At 64.7% G+C, this 21,469-nt stretch carries 19 protein-coding genes and 1 pseudogene; 15 read left to right on the forward strand and 5 right to left on the reverse strand.

Annotation, left to right across the window (positions count from 1 at the left end; genetic code table 11):
* Nucleotides 1-19 precede the first annotated feature (19 nt).
* Nucleotides 20-814 (forward strand): membrane protein YczE, encoded by a 795-nt coding sequence (yczE, locus tag AC1Q6C_RS22250; protein WP_251014174.1) that lies wholly within the window; start codon nt 20-22, stop codon nt 812-814.
* On the opposite strand, the pseudogene glgX reads toward yczE, so the two are convergent.
* Nucleotides 727-2,769, reverse strand: a pseudogene (gene glgX / locus AC1Q6C_RS22255) (glycogen debranching protein GlgX); the annotation flags it as partial. The gene yczE and the pseudogene glgX sit on opposite strands and share 88 nt — an antisense overlap.
* Before the next feature lie 51 nt (nt 2,770-2,820).
* Here glgX and AC1Q6C_RS22260 point away from each other — a divergent pair.
* The 5 genes from AC1Q6C_RS22260 to AC1Q6C_RS22280 are packed head-to-tail and all read left to right on the forward strand — an operon-like array spanning nt 2,821 to nt 7,536.
* Nucleotides 2,821-3,642 carry an ABC transporter ATP-binding protein gene (locus tag AC1Q6C_RS22260; protein ID WP_003944728.1) on the forward strand — a complete coding sequence of 274 codons (822 nt, stop codon included), beginning with the start codon at nt 2,821-2,823 and terminating at the stop codon, nt 3,640-3,642.
* A gap of 56 nt (nt 3,643-3,698) precedes the next feature.
* Nucleotides 3,699-4,517: an NUDIX hydrolase gene (locus tag AC1Q6C_RS22265; protein ID WP_065352360.1), complete on the forward strand. Its 819-nt coding sequence runs from the start codon at nt 3,699-3,701 to the stop codon at nt 4,515-4,517.
* Between the two features lie 10 nt (nt 4,518-4,527).
* A complete protein-coding gene (locus tag AC1Q6C_RS22270) occupies nt 4,528-5,307 on the forward strand; it encodes an enoyl-CoA hydratase/isomerase family protein (protein ID WP_003944701.1) in 780 nt (259 codons plus the stop codon).
* 53 nt (nt 5,308-5,360) lie between these two features.
* Nucleotides 5,361-6,377 carry a class I SAM-dependent methyltransferase gene (locus AC1Q6C_RS22275; protein ID WP_003944733.1) on the forward strand — a complete coding sequence of 339 codons (1,017 nt, stop codon included), beginning with the start codon at nt 5,361-5,363 and terminating at the stop codon, nt 6,375-6,377.
* Between the two features lies 1 nt (nt 6,378).
* Nucleotides 6,379-7,536, forward strand: a complete 1,158-nt coding sequence (locus tag AC1Q6C_RS22280; protein ID WP_058226345.1) for a THUMP-like domain-containing protein — start codon at nt 6,379-6,381, stop codon at nt 7,534-7,536.
* A gap of 1 nt (nt 7,537) precedes the next feature.
* On the opposite strand, the gene AC1Q6C_RS22285 is transcribed toward AC1Q6C_RS22280, so the two are convergent.
* Nucleotides 7,538-8,845, reverse strand: a complete 1,308-nt coding sequence (locus AC1Q6C_RS22285) for an outer membrane protein assembly factor BamB family protein (RefSeq protein ID WP_210378326.1) — start codon at nt 8,843-8,845, stop codon at nt 7,538-7,540.
* 137 nt (nt 8,846-8,982) lie between these two features.
* Here AC1Q6C_RS22285 and AC1Q6C_RS22290 point away from each other — a divergent pair, with 137 nt between their 5' ends.
* Nucleotides 8,983-9,747: an acyltransferase gene (locus tag AC1Q6C_RS22290; protein WP_054187773.1), complete on the forward strand. Its 765-nt coding sequence runs from the start codon at nt 8,983-8,985 to the stop codon at nt 9,745-9,747.
* A 97-nt stretch (nt 9,748-9,844) separates the two neighbouring features.
* Complete coding sequence (locus AC1Q6C_RS22295; protein ID WP_054782442.1) at nt 9,845-10,480, forward strand: maleylpyruvate isomerase family mycothiol-dependent enzyme; 636 nt, start codon at nt 9,845-9,847, stop codon at nt 10,478-10,480.
* A gap of 18 nt (nt 10,481-10,498) precedes the next feature.
* On the opposite strand, the gene AC1Q6C_RS22300 is transcribed toward AC1Q6C_RS22295, so the two are convergent.
* From AC1Q6C_RS22300 to AC1Q6C_RS22310, 3 genes are read right to left on the reverse strand one after another with little or no spacing between them, the layout of a single operon-like run.
* On the reverse strand, nt 10,499-11,743 hold the full coding sequence (locus tag AC1Q6C_RS22300) for a glycosyltransferase family 4 protein (protein ID WP_047271258.1): 1,245 nt from the start codon (nt 11,741-11,743) through the stop codon (nt 10,499-10,501).
* Nucleotides 11,740-13,275: a 1,4-alpha-glucan branching protein domain-containing protein gene (locus AC1Q6C_RS22305; RefSeq protein ID WP_230359901.1), complete on the reverse strand. Its 1,536-nt coding sequence runs from the start codon at nt 13,273-13,275 to the stop codon at nt 11,740-11,742. The genes AC1Q6C_RS22300 and AC1Q6C_RS22305 overlap by 4 nt, the downstream gene beginning before the upstream one ends.
* A 29-nt stretch (nt 13,276-13,304) precedes the next feature.
* The gene (locus AC1Q6C_RS22310; protein WP_042451468.1) at nt 13,305-14,084 is read right to left on the reverse strand and encodes a class I SAM-dependent methyltransferase; all 780 of its coding nucleotides are present in this window, start codon (nt 14,082-14,084) and stop codon (nt 13,305-13,307) included.
* 271 nt (nt 14,085-14,355) lie between these two features.
* Here AC1Q6C_RS22310 and AC1Q6C_RS22315 point away from each other — a divergent pair, with 271 nt between their 5' ends.
* The 7 genes from AC1Q6C_RS22315 (at nt 14,356) to AC1Q6C_RS22345 (ending at nt 21,445) form a co-directional block, all read left to right on the forward strand.
* Complete coding sequence (locus AC1Q6C_RS22315) at nt 14,356-15,156, forward strand: electron transfer flavoprotein subunit beta/FixA family protein (RefSeq protein WP_003944754.1); 801 nt, start codon at nt 14,356-14,358, stop codon at nt 15,154-15,156.
* 48 nt (nt 15,157-15,204) lie between these two features.
* On the forward strand, nt 15,205-16,161 hold the full coding sequence (locus AC1Q6C_RS22320) for an electron transfer flavoprotein subunit alpha/FixB family protein (protein WP_003944698.1): 957 nt from the start codon (nt 15,205-15,207) through the stop codon (nt 16,159-16,161).
* A gap of 135 nt (nt 16,162-16,296) precedes the next feature.
* Complete coding sequence (locus AC1Q6C_RS22325; protein WP_230359745.1) at nt 16,297-17,133, forward strand: GNAT family N-acetyltransferase; 837 nt, start codon at nt 16,297-16,299, stop codon at nt 17,131-17,133.
* The gene (locus AC1Q6C_RS22330; protein WP_230359746.1) at nt 17,133-18,032 is read left to right on the forward strand and encodes a lysophospholipid acyltransferase family protein; all 900 of its coding nucleotides are present in this window, start codon (nt 17,133-17,135) and stop codon (nt 18,030-18,032) included. Before AC1Q6C_RS22325 ends, AC1Q6C_RS22330 begins: the two co-directional genes overlap by 1 nt.
* A gap of 52 nt (nt 18,033-18,084) precedes the next feature.
* Nucleotides 18,085-19,314 carry a cysteine desulfurase family protein gene (locus AC1Q6C_RS22335; RefSeq protein ID WP_019747909.1) on the forward strand — a complete coding sequence of 410 codons (1,230 nt, stop codon included), beginning with the start codon at nt 18,085-18,087 and terminating at the stop codon, nt 19,312-19,314.
* Nucleotides 19,314-20,426, forward strand: a complete 1,113-nt coding sequence (mnmA, locus tag AC1Q6C_RS22340) for a tRNA 2-thiouridine(34) synthase MnmA (RefSeq protein ID WP_230359747.1) — start codon at nt 19,314-19,316, stop codon at nt 20,424-20,426. The genes AC1Q6C_RS22335 and mnmA overlap by 1 nt, the downstream gene beginning before the upstream one ends.
* Complete coding sequence (locus tag AC1Q6C_RS22345) at nt 20,423-21,445, forward strand: uroporphyrinogen decarboxylase/cobalamine-independent methonine synthase family protein (RefSeq protein ID WP_054828364.1); 1,023 nt, start codon at nt 20,423-20,425, stop codon at nt 21,443-21,445. Before mnmA ends, AC1Q6C_RS22345 begins: the two co-directional genes overlap by 4 nt.
* The last annotated feature ends 24 nt before the right edge of the window (nt 21,446-21,469 follow it).

A 21,469-nucleotide genomic window follows, 5' to 3' on the forward strand; every position in this document is an offset into this window, starting at 1 on the left:
CAGTATCGGCAACTTGGCTATGGATGAACAGTCCAGTGGCCATCAAGATGGTCGGGTGTTGATACGGAGATTCGCCTCGCTGTTCGTTGGTCTGTGGTTGTACGGCTTCTCGATGGCCATGATGATCACAGCCGGTCTTGGTCTGGATCCCTGGGATGTGTTCCATCAGGGCGTGGCCGAGCATGTTTCGCTCAGTTTCGGCGTGATCACTGCGATTACCGGTGCGGTGGTACTGCTGCTCTGGATTCCGATCCGTCAGCGGCCGGGATTCGGAACGGTCGCCAATGTCGTTGTAATTGCCATCTCGGTGGATACCTCACTGGCCTTCTTGCCGGTCTTTGATTCCATGCCAGTTCGAGCCATGATCATGGTCGCGGGAATCCTCCTCAACGGACTGGCCAGCGTTCTCTACATCGGCGCGGGCATGGGGCCGGGCCCCCGCGACGGATTGATGACCGGACTGGTCGCTCGCACAGGTCTGTCGGTCAGGCTCGTGCGTACCAGCATCGAGATCGCGGTCCTCACGACCGGATGGCTCCTCGGTGGAACCGTCGGCGTCGGAACAGTGTTGTACGCCTTCGGGATCGGACCGACCATTCAATTCCTCATCAAGGTGCTGCCGGATTCCATGACAGCAGCGGTGACCGGAGGACGTGTCACGGAACGTAAGGCCAAGACCGTGGGGCCGGTCAGCGAAATCTCGGTGCCGACGGGAACTTCGGCCGTGGAGGCAGGTTCTCCGGTGGGTGACGCCGAATCGAACGATGCAGTCAAGGTGCCGTCGAACCATTCCGGAGTGCCGACGGTGACCTGAACCGGTCCACCGGAATGCAGGATCAGGAGCCAACTGTCGTCACCGAGTGGGCGCCCGGTTCGAGTGTGAGACCGAACGTCGGCTCCGTCGATCCAGGCCTGCAGCGTTCGGTGACTCTCGTCGTACCATGCGGTGTCGTCGAACTCGACGCCGGCAGCGTCGAACCAGACGAGGTCCGGGTGCTCCAGTCTTCTTCTGCCTTCGAAGAATTCGGGCTGACGCAACGCCGGTGCCGTTCGGCGTAATCCGAACGCTCGGGAGACGAACTGCACCAACGACTGATCGGCCGCCGTCCAGTCCAGGGCCCACGAATCGGCTGGGGAGGCAAGTGTGGGAACACAATACGCGTTGTTGTTTCCGCCGAGACTGTGGCCGAACTCGTCTCCGGCGGTGAGCATCGGTGTGCCTGTCGACAGCACGAGCGTGGCCAGTAGCGCCCGTACATGACGTGCCCTGGCGTCCTGAATCTCGGGATCGGTGCTCGGGCCTTCGATTCCGTGGTTGAACGAATCGTTGTGATCGGCGCCGTCACGATTGTCTTCACCGTTGGCTTCGTTGTGCTTGTGGTTGTACGCGACCAGATCGGCGGCGGTGAACCCGTCGTGCGCTGTGACGAAGTTGATCGACGCCCAGGGGCGACGGCCGCTGCCGGCAAAGATGTCCTCGGAACCGGCGAGGCGCGACGCGACCTTCCGGACGCTGGATCCGCCGTTCCAGAACTGGCGAATGGTGCTGCGGTACTTGTCGTTCCATTCGGACCACTGGAGTCCGAAGTTTCCGACCTGGTAACCGTCGGCCGTCGCATCCCACGGTTCGGCGATGAGCTTGCACCGAGTCAGTACCGGATCGGAGGAGATGGCGGACAGGATGGACGCCCGCTGGTCGAAGCCTCCGCCGCGCGGCCTACCCAACGCGCTCGCAAGATCGAATCGGAAGCCGTCGACACCCATTTCGGTGGCCCAGTAACGGAGGCTGTCGGTGATCATGCGGACGGCGATGGGGGAGCAGGCGTCGACCGTGTTGCCGCACCCGGTCAGGTCGATGTCGCGGCCGTCGCCGTCGAGAAGGTAATAGCCGGGGCCGTCCAAACCTCGCCAGCTGACACTGATTCCGTCGACACTCTGCTCGCAGGTGTGGTTGTAGACGACGTCGAGGACGACCTCGATGCCTGCCGCGTGTAGTGCGTCGACCATGATCCGGAACTCGGTGACTTCGCCGCCCGGAGTTGCCGCGTATCCGGGATGCGGGGCGAAGTACGACGCCGTCGAGTATCCCCAGTGGTTGCGCATCCCTCGCTCGCGGACGCTCTGTTCGGTCAGAAACGCCTGTACGGGAAGCAGTTCCACGGCAGTGACGCCGAGTGAGACGAGGTGATCGATCACGGCCGGTGCCGTCAGGCCGAGGTACGTTCCGCGGTGGGCGGCGGGTACTCCTGGATGACTGGCGGTGTACGCGCCCACATGCAGTTCGTAGATGACGCTTTCCTCCCACGGCGTCTCGAGGCGGGCTCCGGCGGGCGCGAGGCCGGGAGTCACCACGGACAGCGGCACGTGGCCGAGCGAGTCGACCGTCGACGGGTCGCCGAAGGGATCGTCGGCGTACGACAGGAGGGCACGGTGATCACCGAGATCCCCCTCGATGCGGCGCGCCCACGGATCGACGAGCAGCTTGTGTGGATTAAGTCTCAGCCCGGCGCGCGGATTCCACGGGCCGGACGCCCGAATTCCGTAACGCTGCCCCGCACCGATCCCGGAGATGATTCCGTGCCAGATTCCGTACGTGTGTTGCCGAAGTTCGACGCGATCTTCGTTTCCGTCCTGGTCGATCAGGCAGATCTGGACGCTCGACGCAGCTGGGGCGTGGACCGCGAACTGGGTTCCGGAGTCCACGATGTGGGCGCCGAGTGGGAACGGAGACCCGGGCGTCGGGGTGTGAGTTTCGATGAGAGGCGACACGCAAGATGATCCTGCCGTGAACGGCCGGAGAATGTGCGGGAAGATGTTCGGGTGCCGCTACCTGATCCAGATCTGCTCATCGATTTCGACAACGTACTCATCCGTCGGGGAGGGTCCACTCTCGTGGGGCCCGTCACCTGGAAAGTGGAGCTGGACGAGCGATGGGTGGTGCTCGGACCCAACGGTGCCGGCAAGACCTCGCTGCTGCGTATCGCGGCCGGTGAGACTTTCCCGACCAGTGGTTCTGCCCACCTCCTTGGCGAAGTTCTCGGCAAGGTCGACGTCAACGAGTTGCGCCCGCGAATCGGTTTGTCCTCGTCGTCGTTGGCGAACCGCGTGCCCGGCGACGAGAAGGTCAGCGACCTCGTCGTGTCGGCGGGCTATGCCGTTCTCGGTCGGTGGCGCGAGGAGTACGAATCCATGGACACCTCGCGCGCTGTGGAGATGCTCGAAAGCCTCGGCGCCGAGCACCTGGCGGATCGGACGTACGGGACGCTTTCCGAAGGCGAGCGCAAGCGCGTCCTCATCGCGCGAGCCTTGATGACCGATCCCGAACTTCTTCTCCTGGACGAGCCCGCCGCCGGGCTCGATCTCGGTGGACGTGAGGAACTTGTGGCTAGACTCGCCGAACTGGCTGCCGATCCGGACGCCCCGGCTACCGTTCTGATCACCCATCACGTCGAGGAAATCCCGCCGGGATTCACCCACGCACTCCTTCTCAAGGAAGGGGAGGTCGTCTCCCAGGGGCTTCTGGACGACGTCATCACCGCCGAAAATCTGAGCGCGGCATTCAGCCAGTCCATCAGCCTCGACAAGGCGGACGGCCGATACTTCGCGCGCCGCGCGAGACCGTCCGGAGCTCATCGCGCGTGAGCTTCAGTGGGACCTGAAATGCGGCCCAGATCACAGATCGCGTAGGTTCGCGAAGCATGGCTAACGAGAATGCAAACGCTGTCCCCGAGCCCAAGGATGCGTCGACCGTCATCTTGGTGCGCGATGCCGAATCCGGTATCGAGATCTTCCTGCTTCAACGAGTACAGGGGATGGCGTTTGCCGGGGGCATGACGGTCTTCCCCGGAGGCGGCGTCGACAAGTCCGATGCGACGGCCGAGGTCGAGTGGGCCGGGCCGTCGGTCGAGTGGTGGGCCGAGCGGTTCAGCACGGATGTTGCTCGGGCGAAGGCTCTCGTCTTGGCTGCGGTGCGGGAAACTTTCGAGGAGTGCGGTGTCCTGCTGGCCGGCCCCACGGCTGACACGGTCGTCGCGGACACGGCCGGCTATGCACAGGACCGAGTAGCTCTCGAAAAGCACGAGCTGTCGTTCAGCGATTTCCTGAAGAAGGAGAACCTGGTCCTGCGAACGGATCTGCTGCGGCCGTGGGCGAACTGGATCACGCCGGTGGGCGAGACCCGCCGCTACGACACGCGCTTCTTCGTCGCAGCGTCACCGACCGGACAGATCGCGGACGGCGTCACCTCCGAGGCCGCCGAGGTTCGTTGGCAGAGCCCGCAGGACGCGCTGGCGCACTGGCGGGAGGGTGGCAGCATCCTGTTGCCGCCGACGTGGAGTCAGCTGACCGAATTGGCCAAGTTCAGTTCGGTGGCGGAGATACTCGCAGCCGAGCCGGTGATTCCCGTCATCCTGCCTACGTTGATCACCGACGAGGAAACGCTGCGCGTCGAGTTCCCGAACCAGGACGGTTACTACGTCGCCGGGCCGCATCCGTGGTCGGTCAAGGCGGCAAAGTAACCTCTCGACCATGGCTGAATTTGTGACTCTCGAGGTTTCCGAAGGCATCGGCACCATCCGTCTGGCGCGTCCGCCCATGAACGCTCTGAACCGTCAGGTTCAGGACGAGTTGGCTGCTGCCGCACACGCTGCGACCGTCGACAAGGCAGTCAAGGCCGTCATCGTCTACGGCGGCGAGAAAGTCTTCGCAGCCGGTGCCGACGTCAAGGAAATGGCCGAGATGGATTACGGCCAGATCCGTGACGCGATCGGTGGCATGCAGGCCGGGCTCGGCGCCGTGGCGTCCATCCCGAAGCCGACCGTTGCCGCGATCACCGGATACGCACTCGGTGGTGGACTCGAAGTTGCACTCTCGGCCGATCGCCGGATCGTCGGAGACAACGCCAAGCTCGGAGTTCCGGAGATTCTGCTCGGAATCATTCCCGGTGGCGGCGGAACGCAGCGTCTGGCTCGTCTGATCGGTCCGGCCAAGGCCAAGGATCTGGTCTTCACCGGCCGTTTCGTCGGGGCTGACGAGGCGTTGGCCATCGGTTTGGTCGACGAGGTCGTCGCTCCCGACGACGTGTACACCGCGGCCCGGACATGGGCCTCGCAGTTCGTCGGGGGAGCGTCACGTGCGTTGGCTGCTGCCAAGGCAGCCATCGACGAGGGTCTGAACACCGACCTGGAATCCGGGCTCAAGATCGAGCAGCATCTGTTCGCCGGATTGTTCGCGACCAAGGATCAGGCGATCGGCATGGAGTCGTTCATCGCGAACGGTCCGGGCAAGGCCGAGTTCACGGGCGAGTAGGCTCCCCTAAACTAGAACTTGTTCATCTCTTACCAGCGAGTAGGATAGCCGCCATGACAGCCAGCCCGAATGACGACGCAACCGTCACGCCGCCCGCCGCTACCGACACCTCGGTAGTCGACCCCGCGCCGCGGCCGCACGCCACGGCCGAAGAGGTCGAGGCCGCTCGTAAGGACACCAAGCTCGCCCAGGTGCTCTACCACGACTGGGAAGCCGAAACCTACGACGACAAGTGGTCCATCTCGTACGACGAGCGCTGCATCGACTACGCACGTGGTCGTTTCGACGCCGTCGCGGGCGATCAGCCGCTCCCGTACGAGCGCGCGCTCGAACTCGGTTGCGGCACCGGATTCTTCCTCCTGAACCTGATGCAGGGTGGAGTCGCCAAGACCGGTTCGGTCACCGACCTCTCGCCCGGTATGGTCAAGGTCGCACTGCGCAATGCCGAAAGCCTCGGCCTTCCGGTCGACGGCCGTGTTGCCGATGCCGAGACCATTCCGTACGAGGACAACACCTTCGACCTGGTGGTCGGCCACGCCGTGCTGCACCACATTCCGGACGTCGAGAAGTCGCTCCGTGAGGTCCTTCGTGTCCTCAAGCCCGGCGGACGTTTCGTCTTCGCCGGTGAGCCCACCACTGTCGGCAACTTCTACGCCCGCTGGCTCGGCCGCGCGACGTGGGAAGCAACCACACGCGTGACCAAGCTGCCGTTCCTCGCAGACTGGCGTCGTCCGCAAGAGGAACTCGACGAGTCTTCTCGTGCAGCAGCTCTCGAAGCTGTCGTCGACATCCACACGTTCGACCCCACCGACCTCGAGAACATGGCGAAGTCTGCGGGCGCCGATCAGGTCCACGCTGCCACCGAGGAATTCGCCGCGGCGCTTCTCGGCTGGCCTGTCCGTACCTTCGAAGCGGCTGTTCCGCCGGAGAAGCTCGGTTGGGGCTGGGGGCGTTTCGCTTTCGGTGGTTGGAAGACACTCAGCTGGGTCGACGAGAAGGTGCTCCGCCACGTCGTTCCTCGCGGATTCTTCTACAACGTCATGATCACCGGCGTGAAGCCCGGCAACTGAATTGGGTTATGACTTCACCCTCGGCGACGTCGACTATCTCGGAAGTGATTCCGGCGTAGCTGCCTTGGCCGAGGTGGATCAGCTCGAACTGTCCACGCGTACGCGTCTGGCCGACATCGGCCGGGCGCGTACGCGTTTCGGTGATCACATGCCTGCGCTCGTGGACACCGTCCTGCTTCGACGTAAAGCCGCCGCCAAACTGCCGGGCAGTGAGCAATGGTTGTTCACGGACGACGCGATGCAACAAGCCACTCCCGGCGTTGTCGCGGCCCACCGCGCGCAGCGTCTGATCGGGCGCGACGTCCACGACGTGACGTGCTCCATCGGCGCCGAACTGCATGCCTTGACCGGAGTTGCGCATCGCGTGATCGGCAGCGACATCGATTCCGTTCGCCTGGCGATGGCACAGCGCAATGTGCCGAGCGCAGCGTTGCTGCGGGCCGACGCGCTCCGCCCGACGACACGCGACACCGTCGTACTGGCAGACCCCGCACGGCGATCGGGCGGTCGCCGCACTCACGATCCGGCAGCGTTGATGCCACCTCTACCGGACCTCATAGAGGCGTACTCCGGCCGTGATCTCGCGGTGAAGTGTGCTCCCGGACTCGATTTCGACAATCTGGGCTGGGACGGGGAAGTCGAGGTCGTCTCGCTCGACGGCGGCGTCAAGGAAGCCTGCCTGTGGTCGACGGGGCTGGCCGAGTCCGGCGTCACGCGTCGAGCTTCGGTGCTTCGCTCCGACGGGAGCGGGTGGGCGATCACCGACGCCGAGGACGACGTGATTCCGGAGCAAGCGCCGGGGGAGTGGATCATCGACCCGGACGGAGCGGTAGTGCGCGCGGGCCTCGTGCGCCACTACGCGGCCAGACATGGCCTCTGGCAGCTCGATCCACGCATCGCTTATCTGACCGGTGACAGCGTCCCTGAGGGAGTTCGCGGATTCCGGATCCTCGAGCAGATCAAGTACTCCGAGAAACTGCTCAAACAGACACTGTCCAAGCGGGACTGCGGTGTGGCCGAAATCCTGGTGCGAGGAGTCGACGTGGACCCGGCAGTGCTGCGTCCACGGCTCAAGCTCAAGGGCTCGCTTGCGCTGAGCGTCGTGATCGTACGGATCGGGCGATCGGCGTCGGCCTTCATCTGTGAGGCATCCCGCTAGCTCACTTGAAGACGAACAGCTCACCGATTGCGCTGGGCGTCAACACTTCGCCCTTGGGGCCGATCGAGGTGCCGACGGTGAAGCCGACTGCTCCCGGCAACGTGTCCTGATCCACCGTCTCACCGGTTTCGGTGTCGAAGGTGATCAGGCTCAGTCCGTTCTCACCCTCGCGTACGACGGTGTATCCGGTGTTGCCGGCGGTCTGCGCCGGAACGCCCAGTTGCAGAAGGTCTTTACGTTCCCAGGCCAGTTCGGCGTGATCTCCCTCGTCGCGCACGGCAAGGAGGTGGCCCTTGTCGCCGCCGGCGGGAATGATCAAACCGTCGTCGGACGTCGAGGCACTACCGGCCGAGTTGAAGCCGATGTCGTAACTCCACCTGGTGTCACCGGTTTCAGCGTTCACTGCCCAGAGAGATCCGTTGTTGTCGGTGGCGTAGACGGTCTTGCCGTCCTTCGACAGGTCCGGGCTCGACGCCGTTCCACCGGGAAGCGCGTCGGTGGACCACTCGCGGGTGATGGACGGATTGTCGCCGCCCGTGTACTTCATGGCGACCAGATCGGCTGCCTGAGAACTGGGTCCGTAGAAGGTGAAGTAGAACTTGCCGGTGCCCAGGTCCACTGCCGGGGTATTGGCCACCGGGCAGCCGGACGTGCCGAGGAAGCACTCGTTCAAACCCTTGTTGTCGGGAATGAGTTCTGCATTCGCGCCCTGGTCGATCGACGGCGGCGGGATCAGGTCGAACGACGGAACCACTTTTGCGCCGGTCTGCGGGTTGAGCACGTTGATCTGACCCAATTGGGTGATGAACAACAGGTTTCCGTCGCCGGTGAACTGTGACGAGAGAGGAGTGCCCACAACGAGCGTGCGCCAACGCAATTGACCAGTCTCGGTGAAGGACATCATCGCGCCGCTCTCGCCGACGTAGACATTGGTGGCAGTGTCGACGATGGGCGTCGAGGCGACTACTCCGTCGTTGAGTCGAGCGCACCACTTCTTGCGACCCGAATCCATCTGGAACGAGAAGAGATTGCAGCCGTTCTCGGTGCGGGCGGTGACGAAGCTCTGGCCGTTCGCGGCCACCGAGGCGTACGCGGCAACCGGACCGCCGAGAGGGCGTGACCATGCGAACTCGACATTGCGTGATCCGGTGACCGGGCTCGTGTCGCTGTTGCGGGCGTCGGCATGCATGGCCGGCCAACCCGCCGACGCGTACCGGTCCACCCGTCCGTCGTCGCTGCCGCAACCGGCGATCAGGGCCGCAGCGATCGCCGTCGACACCATCACGGACGACCGTAGGACCCGCCGCATCACAATCTCCCTGCCTTCACTTGATCAAGAGCCCTCGGTAACTGCACAAGCCCGGACCAGAGACTATCCCGACCGGGGCAACGTGACGGGGCACACCCCGAGGGTCGGTGAGTCGGCCCCACGTAGGCTGAACACTCATGACGAGCATGTGGGGCGCACCGTTGCGCACTCGATGGCGGGGATCACGCCGAGGCGACACCGATCAGGCCAAGTTCTTGACGGTCGATTCCCTCAAATGGGTTCTGGCGAACAAGGCGTACACACCCTGGTATCTGGTGCGGTACTACCGTCTCGCCAAGTTCAAGATGGCCAACCCGCACGTGATCCTGCGCGGCATGGTGTTCCTCGGCAAGAACGTCGAAATCCATTCCACCCCCGACCTGTCCCGCCTCGAGATCGGGCGCTGGGTGCACATCGGTGACGGCAACGCGATCCGCTGCCACGAAGGCTCGCTGCGCATCGGCGACAAGGTCGTCTTCGGCAAGGACAACGTCGTCAACACGTACCTCGACATCGAAATCGGTGCGTCGACGCTCGTAGCCGACTGGTGCTACATCTGCGACTTCGACCACCGCATGGACGACATCAACACACCGATCAAGGACCAGGGCATCGTCAAGGGCCCCGTCCGTATCGGCCCGGACACGTGGGTGGCAGCGAAGGTCACCGTGCTGCGAAATACCCGCGTCGGACGCGGTTGTGTCCTCGGTGCGCACGCCGTCGTCAAAGGCGACATCCCGGACTACAGCATCGCGGTCGGCTCGCCCGCGAAGGCGGTCAAGAACCGCAAGTCCGATTGGGAAGCCGGCGCTGCCGATCGTGCAAAGTACATCGCGGCGCTCGAGGACATCGCACGCAAGAAGGCTGCTGCGGACGCTGCCGACGCGTCGTCGACGTCGTAGCTCACTTTTTGGCAGAACCAGCGATTACTTTCGGCGCCGCCACCGGTCTGTATCGGTATCGGCGCCGAAAGTCTGCGCCGGTGAAAGGAGTGCCGACATGAGCGAACAGACACCCGAATGGGTCGTGGCGCAGCGCCGCGAACTGGTGGGATTTCTCGAAGGCCTGAGCACGGAGCAGTGGAACGCGCCGACCCTGTGCGAGGGGTGGCGGGTCCGCGAAGTGATCGCGCACATCACCATGCCCTACCGATACTCGGCGCCGCGATTCGTCGTGGAAATGGTCAAGTCACGCGGAAACTTCAACAAGATGTCGAATCGGCGAGCGCTCGCCGACGCGTCGGAAGTCGGTGAGCAACAACTGCTTGCCTCGCTTCGCGACAACGTCGCACACCCGTGGAAGCCGCCAGGCGGCGGCTTCGAGGGTGCGCTCTCGCACGACGTGATCCACGGTCAGGACATTCGCGTGGCACTCGGCGACGATTACGTGGTGCCCGAAGACCGGCTCACTCGTGTGCTCAGCGGACTCTCGCCCAAAACCGTGAAGTATTTCGGAACTGACCTCGACGGCGCTCGGCTGCGCGCCGACGACCGAGACTGGACGTACGGTGCCGGCGCCGAGGTTCACGGGGCGGCGCAGGATCTCCTGCTCGTGCTGTGCGGCCGGATGCTGCCACCAGGCCATCTGCTCGGGGATGCGAGTTCTCGTTTCACCGCGCCACTCCCGACCCCCTGAGATCAGCACAAAGCGAGCTCAGCGACCGGGCAGCGGACGCTCGGGGATCTGCGGACGGGCCAACGGCTGTCGCACCCGACGCTTCGCGCCCGCGTAGACGTGAGCAGTCTCCTCGGCGACCTGATGCCAGTCGAAGTCCGATGTCAGGCGTGCGCGGGCGGCCACTGCCCGTTCCTGTGCCCCGGCGGGATCGTCGAGTACCTCGCGGACAGCCGAGGTGAGCCCGGCGACGTCGCCTGGTTGGAAGGACATCCCCGTCACCCCGTCGACGACGGCTTCGCCCAGTCCGCCTGCGGTGGACGTGATCAGCGGAGTGCCGGCCGCCGCCGCTTCGAGGGCGATGATCCCGAACGGCTCGTAGCGCGACGGCAGGACGATGGCGTCCGCTCCGTGCAGCCAGCTGAGCAGTTCCGTGTGATCGAGGTTGCCGAGAAAGTCCACCGCCCGCGCGACGCGATGCGTGCGTGCCTGTTGGTAGAGCCAGGTGAACTGGGTGCCTTCGCCCGCGATCGCGAGGGTCGTGCCGGGGTGGCTACGACGGATTCGGGGGAGTGCTGCGATGGCGTCCTGCACGCCCTTCTCGTATTCCAGGCGGCCGACGAAGAGGAGTTTCGGCGGTCCGGATCGCGGTCCACGTTCGCGAAAGTTCCACGTGGTCACGTCGATTCCGTTGCGGATGACGGTGATCGGCGGCAGCGTCGGGCCGTAGAGCTCGGTCACTTCTTCCTGCATGGACGCCGAACAGGTTATGAGAGAGTCGGATTCGTTTGCCAGCCACCACTCGACGGAGTGGACCTGGCGGTTGATGCGTCCGGAGATCCAGCCGCTGTGGCGACCCGCCTCGGTGGCGTGAAGTGTGGAAACCAGTGGGACATCATAGAATTCGGCCAGGGCGATCGCCGGATGCGCGACCAGCCAGTCGTGCGCGTGCACGACGTCGGGCTGCCAGCCCTCGCCCACTCCTGGCTTGTGCAGCGCCATCCCGGCCCGGACCATCGCGTGACCCATCGCGAGGGTCCACGCGAGCATGTCCTCGCCGAAGACGAAGTGCGCGGGGTCCTCGGCCACTGCGACGACAAGGACGCCCTCGGAAATGTGCGTGATCGTCGGGTGCGTCGACGCATCCGTGCCGGAGGGGCGGCGTGAGAGCACCACGACCTCGTGGCCCGCCGCTGCCAATTCGGTGGCGAGATGGTGGACGTGTCGACCGAGCCCGCCGACGACGACCGGTGGGTACTCCCACGAGACGATGAGAATTTTCACGACGCGCTCCCGTTCACCAGTTCAGTGTCAGGTAGACGGCGAGCATCCAGTCCCGGGAACAACCCGTCGGCGCGATTCCAGCCTTCGGCGAGTCGCACGGCGACGGCATCGCGGCCGGAAACCAGCGCTTCGGAGATTTCCCTGGTCGCATGGGCGTGCTTGTGCGCACGTTCGCGGGCGTACCCCGCGGCCGAATCCTTGCTCACCATGAATGCCCAATCGCTCGAAACTGTCATCAGTGTCTCGCGAAGTATCTGATCGTTGACGCGGTTTCGCAGTTCCGGTCGGCCAGGTGCGTTGTCGCGTCCGCGAGACTTGTCCACGGTGGTGAGGGCGGTATCGACCACCTCGGAGTTCAGTTGCACCAGGTCGGACACCTGATCGCCGGCCCAGACACGCCAGTCCTTACCCGATCCCCAGGACGAATCCTCGAGTTGAACGGGTTCGCCGACGTATCCCGATGCCTTGGCGTCGGCGAGGGTGCCGACGCGAATTCCGGCCTCGGGAAGCGCGCGCAGGAGTTTTTCGAGCCACTGCGGACCCTCGTGCCACCAGTGCCCGAACAGTTCGGTGTCGAAAGCTGCGACCACCAGGGCGTCGCGGCCGATGCGGGTGGATTCACTGCGCAGACGCGCCCGAACGGTTTCGACGAAGTCGGCAACATGCTTGTCGACGGCGGCCGCAGCGAGTTCGGGGTCGTACGGCAACTTGTCGGCGGAGTCGACGGTCCGTCCGGTGACCCGCGACGGCTTGAGACCCGTCTCGTGGTCGTAGGTGTGGAAGTCGCGGTAGGCGGCGTGACCCGGATATCCGGACTTGGGGGACCAGACGCGGTAGCTGACCTGCAGGTCGCGGCCGAATGCAACCACGTCGGATTCTCGAACCGGGCGGCCGAGGGATGTGTCGCCGCGCAAGGCGGGGCCGTCGACCATGAAGTGGGTGACGCCCGCTTCGGCGTACCCGCGCTCCATGCCCGGGGTGTACCCGCACTCGGGTCCCCAGATCCCGGTCGGAGTGTGACTCCACCGGGCATGCGCGTCGGCGAGACCTTCGCGGAGGGAGAACGCCCGCAAGCGAGGATCGAGCAGCGGTTGGAACGGGTGGGCCAGCGGCCCGCCGAGAAGCTCGAAGGCCTCGCGATCGATGAGGTCGCGGAACACCGGTGAGGCGCCGTGCTGCCAGTGAGTCTCGAAATCTGCGAGAGCGGCAGCTGACGCCCGGTGCTCGCGCGCGCCGAGTTCGCGGTGCGCCGCGTCCGGCATGCCGGCAGCCTCGTGGGCGCGGATTTGCCAGTTGCCGAGCCAGTGATGCATCCCGGCGAGGCAGTGGGGATCGTCCAACTGGGCCGCGAGCACCGGCGTGATTCCCAGCGTCAGCAGGTGCGATCGGCCCTCGTCGGCCAGGCGACGTAGCGCGGCGGCGAGCGGAATGTACGACGCAGCCCAGGACTGGTAGATCCATTCCTCGCCGACTGGCCATCTGCCGTGGTTGGCGAGCCACGGCAGATGGGAGTGCAGAACCAGGGCGAACATCCCCGGTTCGGTGACGGGTGTTGCGTTACTCACTCGCCGGTTTCCTTCACGGCAATAGCGACGAGGTCGAGGCTGTCGTCGATGTCGGGTTCGCTGATGCTGAAGTCGTCGACGGTGATGCCCTCGACGTCGCGGGTGAGATCTTCCGGCCAGGGCTCGCCGGCCAACGCGCGGTCGATCTGCGCATTGATGAACGATCCGCCGTGCTTGGCGTCGAGTTCCTTCAGGCGCGAACCGTGGTGGACGCCGGTCATCAACTGAACGCGGAATCCGGCGTCTTCGAGCAATTCGGTCATTTCGGAGGCGTTGAGCTCACGAGTGTGGAAAGGGTTGAGCGGCGTGTCGCGGCCGGGGGAGAAGGTGATCCGGTTGGGGGTGCTGATGAGAAGTTCACCGCCGGGAGCGAGAACTCGGAAGCATTCGCGTAGGAACTGACCCTGATCCCACAGGTGCTCGATCACCTGGAAATTGACGACGACGTCAACCGAGTTGTCCGCCAGTGGAAGCTCGGCGAGGTTGCCGTGGAGCATCTCGACGCGGGGGTAGCGGGCACGGACGTGCTCGACCGCGGAGATGTCGTAGTCGAGGCCGGTAACCTTCGTTGCGACGTCCGCAATCATGTTGGCGCCGTAGCCTTCTCCGGAACCGGCCTCGAGGACTCGGCGGTCCGTGCAGCGCTCCAGAAGTGCGCGGTACACCACTTCGTGGCGTCGGAACCAGTAGTTCTCCTCGGGGATTCCTGGCACGGTTCGTTCGCCCGTCAAGGGCAGGGGTGCGTCCTCGTGGTTGCTGACACTCGTTTCACTCACCCGTGCGAGATTAGTGCCATCCGAGTAGAACGTGTTCGCCGTGGTCCAGATCACTGCTGTCAATTCCTGTTCGTGCCGTTATGGTGGACGAGGTTCCACGTTAAGTTACCCACCGGTAACTTAACGTGGGGTAATCTAACGCACAGCCGACGTGAACCGAGAAATTCGCCCGTAGGGAGACCTGTCGGACTCTCTTTTCGGACGCTCGGACTGCGCGAGCACCACAGACGATTTATCAGGTGAATTACACACAGGAGGTCGACGAAGACCCATGACGAATATCGTTGTTTTGATCAAGCAGGTCCCCGACACATGGTCCGAGCGCAAACTGACCGACGGCGACTACACGCTTGACCGTGAAGCCGCCGACGCAGTCCTCGACGAGATCAACGAGCGCTCCGTCGAGGAAGCACTCCTCATCAAGGAAGCTCAGGGCGGTGAGGTAACGGTGCTGTCCGCAGGTCCCGACCGCGCCACCGACGCTATCCGCAAGGCTCTCTCGATGGGCGCCGACAAGGCCGTCCACATCAACGACCCGGCACTGCACGGCTCCGACGCGATCCAGACCGCATGGACGCTCGCTGCTGCTCTCGGCCAGATCACCTTCGAGAACGACGAGCCTGCCGACCTGATCATCGCCGGCAACGAGGCCACCGACGGCCGCGTCGGCGCTGTTCCGGCCATCATCGCCGAGTACCTGGGCATCCCGCAGCTCACGCAGCTGCGCAAGGTCGTCGTCGCCGACGGCAAGATCACCGGTGAGCGCGAGACCGACGAGGGCGTCTTCGGCCTCGAGGCTTCGCTGCCCGCGATCGTCTCGGTCACCGAGAAGATCAACGAGCCGCGCTTCCCGTCCTTCAAGGGCATCATGGCCGCGAAGAAGAAGGAAGTTCTCGTCTACACGCTGGCCGACCTCGGAGTCGACCCGGAGACCGTCGGAGTTGCCAACGCCGGCACCACCGTGACGTCCTCCACCCCCAAGCCCCCCCGTACCGCTGGTGAGCGCATCGTCGACGAGGGAGACGGTGGCACCAAGATTGCCGCTTACCTCGTCAGCAACAAGGTCATCTGATCGCGCCCTTCTAGACATCCAGCAGAAGAACTCAGGGAGAGTTAAGTCATGGCAGAAGTACTTGTGCTCGTAGAGCACGCAGAGGGTGCGCTGAAGAAGGTCAGCACCGAACTCATCACCGCTGCACGCGCACTCGGTGAGCCGTCGGCAGTTGTCGCCGGCCCCGCGGGCACCGCAGCAAAGCTCGCCGACGCTCTGGCAGCAGCCGGCGCCGAGAAGATCTACGTCGCCGAGTCCGACGACATCGACGGCTACCTCGTCACCCCCAAGGTCGACGTTCTCGCCGCTCTGGTCGAGTCCACCAGCCCGGCAGCAGTCATCACCGCAGCCGGCACCGAGGGCAAAGAGGTTGCCGGTCGTCTGGCCGCACGTCTGGGCTCCGGATTGCTGACCGACGTCATCGAGATCAAGGCTGACGGCACCGGCGTCCACTCCATCTTCGGTGGCGCGTTCACCGTCGAGGCCAAGGCCAACGGCGACGTTCCGGTCTACTCGGTTCGTCCGGGCGCAGTCGAGGCTGCTCCGCAGGCCGGCGCAGGCGAGCAGATCACCGTCGAGGTTCCGGCTCAGGACGAGAGTGCCGTCAAGGTCACCTCGCGTGAGCCCATCGTCGGCGGCGACCGCCCGGAGCTCACCGAGGCGTCGGTTGTCGTCTCCGGTGGACGTGGTGTCGGCAGCGCGGACAAGTTCTCCGTCGTCGAAGAGCTGGCCGATTCCCTCGGTGCTGCAGTCGGTGCTTCGCGTGCCGCTGTGGACTCGGGTTACTACCCCGGACAGTTCCAGGTCGGTCAGACCGGTAAGACGGTCTCCCCGCAGCTGTACATCGCGCTCGGCATTTCCGGTGCCATCCAGCACCGCGCCGGCATGCAGACGTCCAAGACCATCGTCGCGGTCAACAAGGACGAAGAGGCACCCATCTTCGAGATCGCCGACTTCGGCATCGTGGGCGACCTGTTCAACGTCGCACCGCAGCTCACCGAAGCTGTGAAGTCCCACAAGGGCTGAAAAGCACAAACTGCTGTGCGCCTTTATCAACCCCCCGCGGTTGATAAAGGCGCACAGTGCTTTATTCACCCGGCCTGCATCGGCATGTCACTTCGTCGATACCGAGACGCCGTTCGCGCTCGATAAACCTTGCGCATGACAATTACGTCAGTCCTTCGCTCCGCGAGTGACAATCTCGGCCGTGAGGTCGCCCAGCCGAGATATTCCCTGATCGTCTCCTCCGACCGCGAGCATCGTGTCGCTGCGCAGCGCCTTCGATTCCGAGTGTTCGCCTCCGAGCCAGGCTTCTCCCTCCCGGCCTCGGCCGGGGTCTTCGAACTCGACGCCGACGCCTTCGACGAATTCTGTGATCATCTACTCGTTCGCGACAACATCACCGAGGAGTACGTCGGCTGCTACCGAATGCTGCCGCCGGATTCCGCTGCGGCGGCCGGTGGGTATTACACCGCAACGGAATTCGACATCTCCGCGCTCGATCCGGTGGCGAACCGGATCGTCGAAATGGGTCGCGCGTGCGTCGATCCCGCTCACCGCACCGGATCCGTCCTGAGCCTGATGTGGTCGGGCATCCTGCATTATCTCGAACTGACCGGATACGAGTGGGTGATGGGCTGCGTCTCCGTGCCCGTCTTGCCGAGCCCCGATTCAATTGCCGGCGCCGATGTCCGCGGCGTCCGTGACTTCGTGATGAACAAGCACGCCAGTCCGGGGTCGCGGCGGGTGATCCCACGAAACCCGGTGGTCCTCGGGGGTCTGACGCTCGACGAGATCGCCGCACCGGAACGCGTGACGATGCCACCGTTGCTCCGTGGTTACTTGCGGATGGGCGCGATGATCTGCGGGGAACCTGCTCACGATCCCGAGTTCGGTGTGGCCGATTTTGTTGCGCTGCAAGGCCTTCACTCCGCCAACAAGCGCTATCTGGAACGGCTGCGGTCGGCGGCCGCCGCACACGAGTCGGGGATCGGCTGATGACCGCGGCGGTGCCGTACTGGGTGCCGACGAGCCCCTGCGGCGACGGATGCCTACCCGCGGACGCACCCGGTGTGTCGAGTATCACCGTGATGGCCCGCGGGGTCATGGTCGGTGCCGCAGTGGTGACTGCGCCTGTGCTTTCGGCCGGCTGGCTGCTCCCGCGCACCTGGCGTACTGAGATGCAACGCGGATACTCGCGCGCGTTGCTTCGTTGTCTGGGGATGAAGCTGACGGTCGACGATCAGCGGTTGGGGCGCGCGGAACCTGACGGGGTCATGGTTGTCGCCGGTCACGTGTCCTGGACCGATGTCCTCGTCGCGAGCGCCGTTGCTCCGGCCAACTTCGTCGCCCGCGCCGACCTGCTCGACTGGGCAGTGCTCGGCGGTCTCGCGCGCCGGATGCGCGTCGTCCCCATCGACCGCGCTCGCCTGCGTGAACTCCCCGGAACCGTCGACGTCGTTCGCGAACGCCTGCAGCGAGGTGTCCGGGTGATGGTGTTCCCCGAGGGAACGACCTGGTGCGGGCGGGCGTACGGCGGTTTTCGTCCGGCGATGTTCCAAGCAGCCGTCGACGCCGAATGCCCGGTTCAGCCGATGGCGATCCGCTACGAGAACGCCGACGGTTCCCTGTGCACCGGACCCTGCTTTGTCGGCACCGAAACGATCGGTCAGTCCATCCGTCGGATCCTGCGTCAGAAGAACGTCGAGGTGAAGGTCAGGCTGGCTCCGCTCGAGGAGGCAGGGGAGTGTCGAGCCGATCTCGCGCAGCGATGCGAGAGAGCCGTACGCGGCGTCGACATCATCGATCTGGCAGCTCACGACATCTTCGACCCCGCACCGGAACTCGTGACACAAGCCGTGGGACAAATCGATCCTTCCCCGGCGATGAGCGCTTAGCCTGCTGAGCGAGGCTGGTCGAACTCTCGTGCTGGGCTATCCTTGTCAAGCCATGACTCTGCCTGCACACAGTGCCCACGCCGGATTTCCGGTGTACCTCGATCATGCCGCCACGACTCCGATGTCGGCAGCCGCTATCGAGGCGATGACCGATACCTTCAAAACCGTGGGCAACGCGTCCTCGCTGCACGGCTCCGGCCGTGCGGCCCGGCGCCGCGTCGAGGAATCGCGGGAATCGATCGCCGCCAGCCTGGGTGCGCGGCCGTCGGAGGTCATCTTCACCTCCGGAGGCACCGAGAGCGACAATCTCGCGGTCAAGGGCATCTACTGGGCTCGCCGTGACGCAGACCCGCGACGCACTCGCATCCTGGCCAGCTCCGTCGAGCATCATGCGGTGCTCGACGCCGTCGAGTGGCTCGAGCAGCACGAGGGCGCGCGCGTGACGTGGTTGCCGGTCGACGAGAACGGTGTCGTCGACCCGCAGACCTTGCGCGACGAGCTTTCCGTCCACGCCGACGAGGTAGCACTCGTGACGGTGATGTGGGCCAACAACGAGGTCGGCTCCATCATGCCGATCGTGGAGTTGGCGGAGATTTCGGCTGAGTTCGAGATTCCGATGCACAGCGACGCGGTTCAGGCCGTTGCGCAATTGCCGGTCGATTTCGCGGCGAGCAAGTTGTCCGCGCTGAGCATCGCGGCACACAAGTTCGGTGGTCCGCACGGCGTCGGCGCGCTTCTGCTCGGACGCCAGGTTCCCTGTGTGCCGCTCCTTCACGGCGGCGGACACGAACGTGATCTGCGTTCGGGCACTCCGGATACTGCGGGCGTTGTCGGGATGGCTGCGGCGCTGCGCGCAAACGTCGAGAACTTCGATTCCAGCACAAGGGAATTGGCGCAGTTGCGTGACCGTTTGATCGACGGAGTCCTGGAGATTCTTCCCGAGTCGGTGCTCAACGGCCCGACCGGATCCGATCGGCTTCCCGGTAACGCGCACTTCACCTTCCCCGGCTGCGAGGGCGATTCGTTGCTGATGCTGCTCGACGCCGCCGGTATCGAATGTTCCACCGGTTCGGCCTGCACCGCCGGTGTGGCCAGAGCCAGCCATGTCTTGATCGCGATGGGCGTCGAATCGCCCGTCGCGCGTGGCTCACTGAGATTTTCGCTCGGACATACGTCGAGTGTCACCGATGTGGACGCGCTCATCGCTGCGCTTCCACAAGTAGTAGAGCGCGCTCGGGCCGCCGGTCTTGCCGGTGCCGGTTCGCGTGGAGGGGATCGCTGATGCGAGTACTCGCAGCCATGAGCGGAGGTGTCGACTCCGCTGTCGCCGCCGCCCGCGCTGTCGCCGCCGGACACGACGTCGTCGGCGTTCATCTTGCTTTGTCCACGGCGCCGGGCGCATTGCGGACGGGTTCGCGTGGATGCTGCTCGAAGGAAGATGCCGGCGACGCCAGGCGCGCCGCCGACGTTCTCGGAATACCCTTCTACGTCTGGGATTTCGCCGATCGCTTCAAGGAAGACGTGATCGACGACTTCGTGGCGTCGTACGCAGCGGGTGAGACCCCCAATCCGTGCCTGCGCTGCAACGAGAAGATCAAGTTCACCGCACTCGCCGACCGTGCAGTCGCTCTCGGCTTCGACGCCGTGGCGACCGGTCACTACGCGCGCCTCGAAGACGGCGTCCTGCGCCGGGCGGTCGACGCTGACAAGGACCAGTCGTATGTCCTCGGTGTGCTGACGGCCGAGCAGCTTTCGCGAGCGATGTTCCCGATCGGTGACACACCGAAAGAACAGATCCGCGAGGAAGCCGCCGAGCGCGGTCTGGCTGTGGCGAACAAGCCTGACAGTCACGACATCTGCTTCATCCCGACCGGCGACACACGAGCATTCCTGGGTGCGCGCATCGGCGTTCGTCCGGGAAGCGTCGTCGACGCCGATTCGGGTGAAGTCCTCGCTGCACACGACGGCGTACACGGCTTCACGATCGGACAGCGCAAGGGCCTCGGCGTCGAGGGTCCGGCGGGTGACGGCCGTCCGCGGTACGTGACCGCGATCGAGCCCGAAACCGGAACGGTCCGAGTGGGTTCGGCCAAGAATCTCGACGTCTGGGCCATCTCGGCGCAGCGTGCGATCTGGACCTCGGGCCAGGCGCCGGAGGGCCCCGTCGAATGCATGGTGCAGGTTCGTGCGCACGGTGGACTGGCGCAGGCTGTTGCGGAGACCGTCGACGACGGTACTTCAAGCGGCGGTATCTCGATCTCGTTGCGCGAACCACTGACCGGCGTCGCAAAGGGACAGGCCGTCGTGTTGTATCGCCCCGACCGCGAACTGGGTGACCAGGTCCTCGGCAGTGGCACCATCTCGGGTACCGAATCCGAGCCGAACACACTGTGACGCAGCAGGTTTCCATCGGTGGTCTCGTCACCGGAATCGGATCCTGGCCGGGCACGGATGCCCGCGAAAGTGCCGCAACCATCCTCGGCGAGCTGGGTGGTTTCCCGCATCTGGTGGAGTTGCCGAGCCGCGGACTCGGCGCTGACATGGTCGGCCGGGCGGGGGCAATTCTGGTCGATATCAACCTCGACGCCTCGACCCGTGCCTATCGAGTCGTGCCTCGGAGGGGCAATGTCGCGAAGCGAGCCGAGGACTTTCTGAATCAGGATCTCGACGCGCTCGAGGAAGCCTGGGAGTCAGCGCGCTTGGTCGGCGAAGACCACGTCGTCAAGCTCCAAGTCGCCGGCCCGCTGACACTCGGCGCCGAGATCGAAGTCGCAAACGGTTCGCGAGTTCTCGTCGACCGCGGTGCGCTCCGCGACGTCGCAGAATCACTCGGTGAGGGTCTCGCGCGTCATGCGGCCGAGGTCACTCGCCGCACCGGCGCCGCAGTGGTGATTCAGTTGGACGAGCCGCAGATCGCGGCAGTTCTGGCCGGTTCGCTGCCTGGGCGCACCAAGATGGAGAGCGTTCCGGCACTGCCGGAACCCGAGGCGCTCGCCGTACTCGACTCGACGATCAGCGGTTGCGGACTGCCCACAATCGTCCACAGTTGCGGCACAGACATGCCGTGGGATCTACTGAGGCGAAGCCAGGCGTTCGGCGTGAGCTTCGACATGTCGCTCATCGGCTCACGCGATCTGGACGGTATCGGCCAGTTGTTCGACGCCGGCAAGGAATTGGCGCTCGGTCTGGTTCCGTCCGTGGAGCCGGAAAAGCCGGTGACGTGGAAAGAGTGTGCGATGCCCGCCGTCACACTGGTAGATCGTCTCGGCTTCTCTCGTGAACTCCTGCAGACCCAGGTCGCGGTCACTCCGCGTTGCGGTCTTTCGGGTGCGAACCTCGACTGGGCTCGTGCCGCCCTTCGGCTGTGTACAGACGTCGGCAAGGCATTGGTGGACGATCCGTCGGCGTTCTAGTGTGTGCGTTCCGATGTGGAGTCG

The organism is Rhodococcus sp. MT28 (assembly GCF_058792695.1).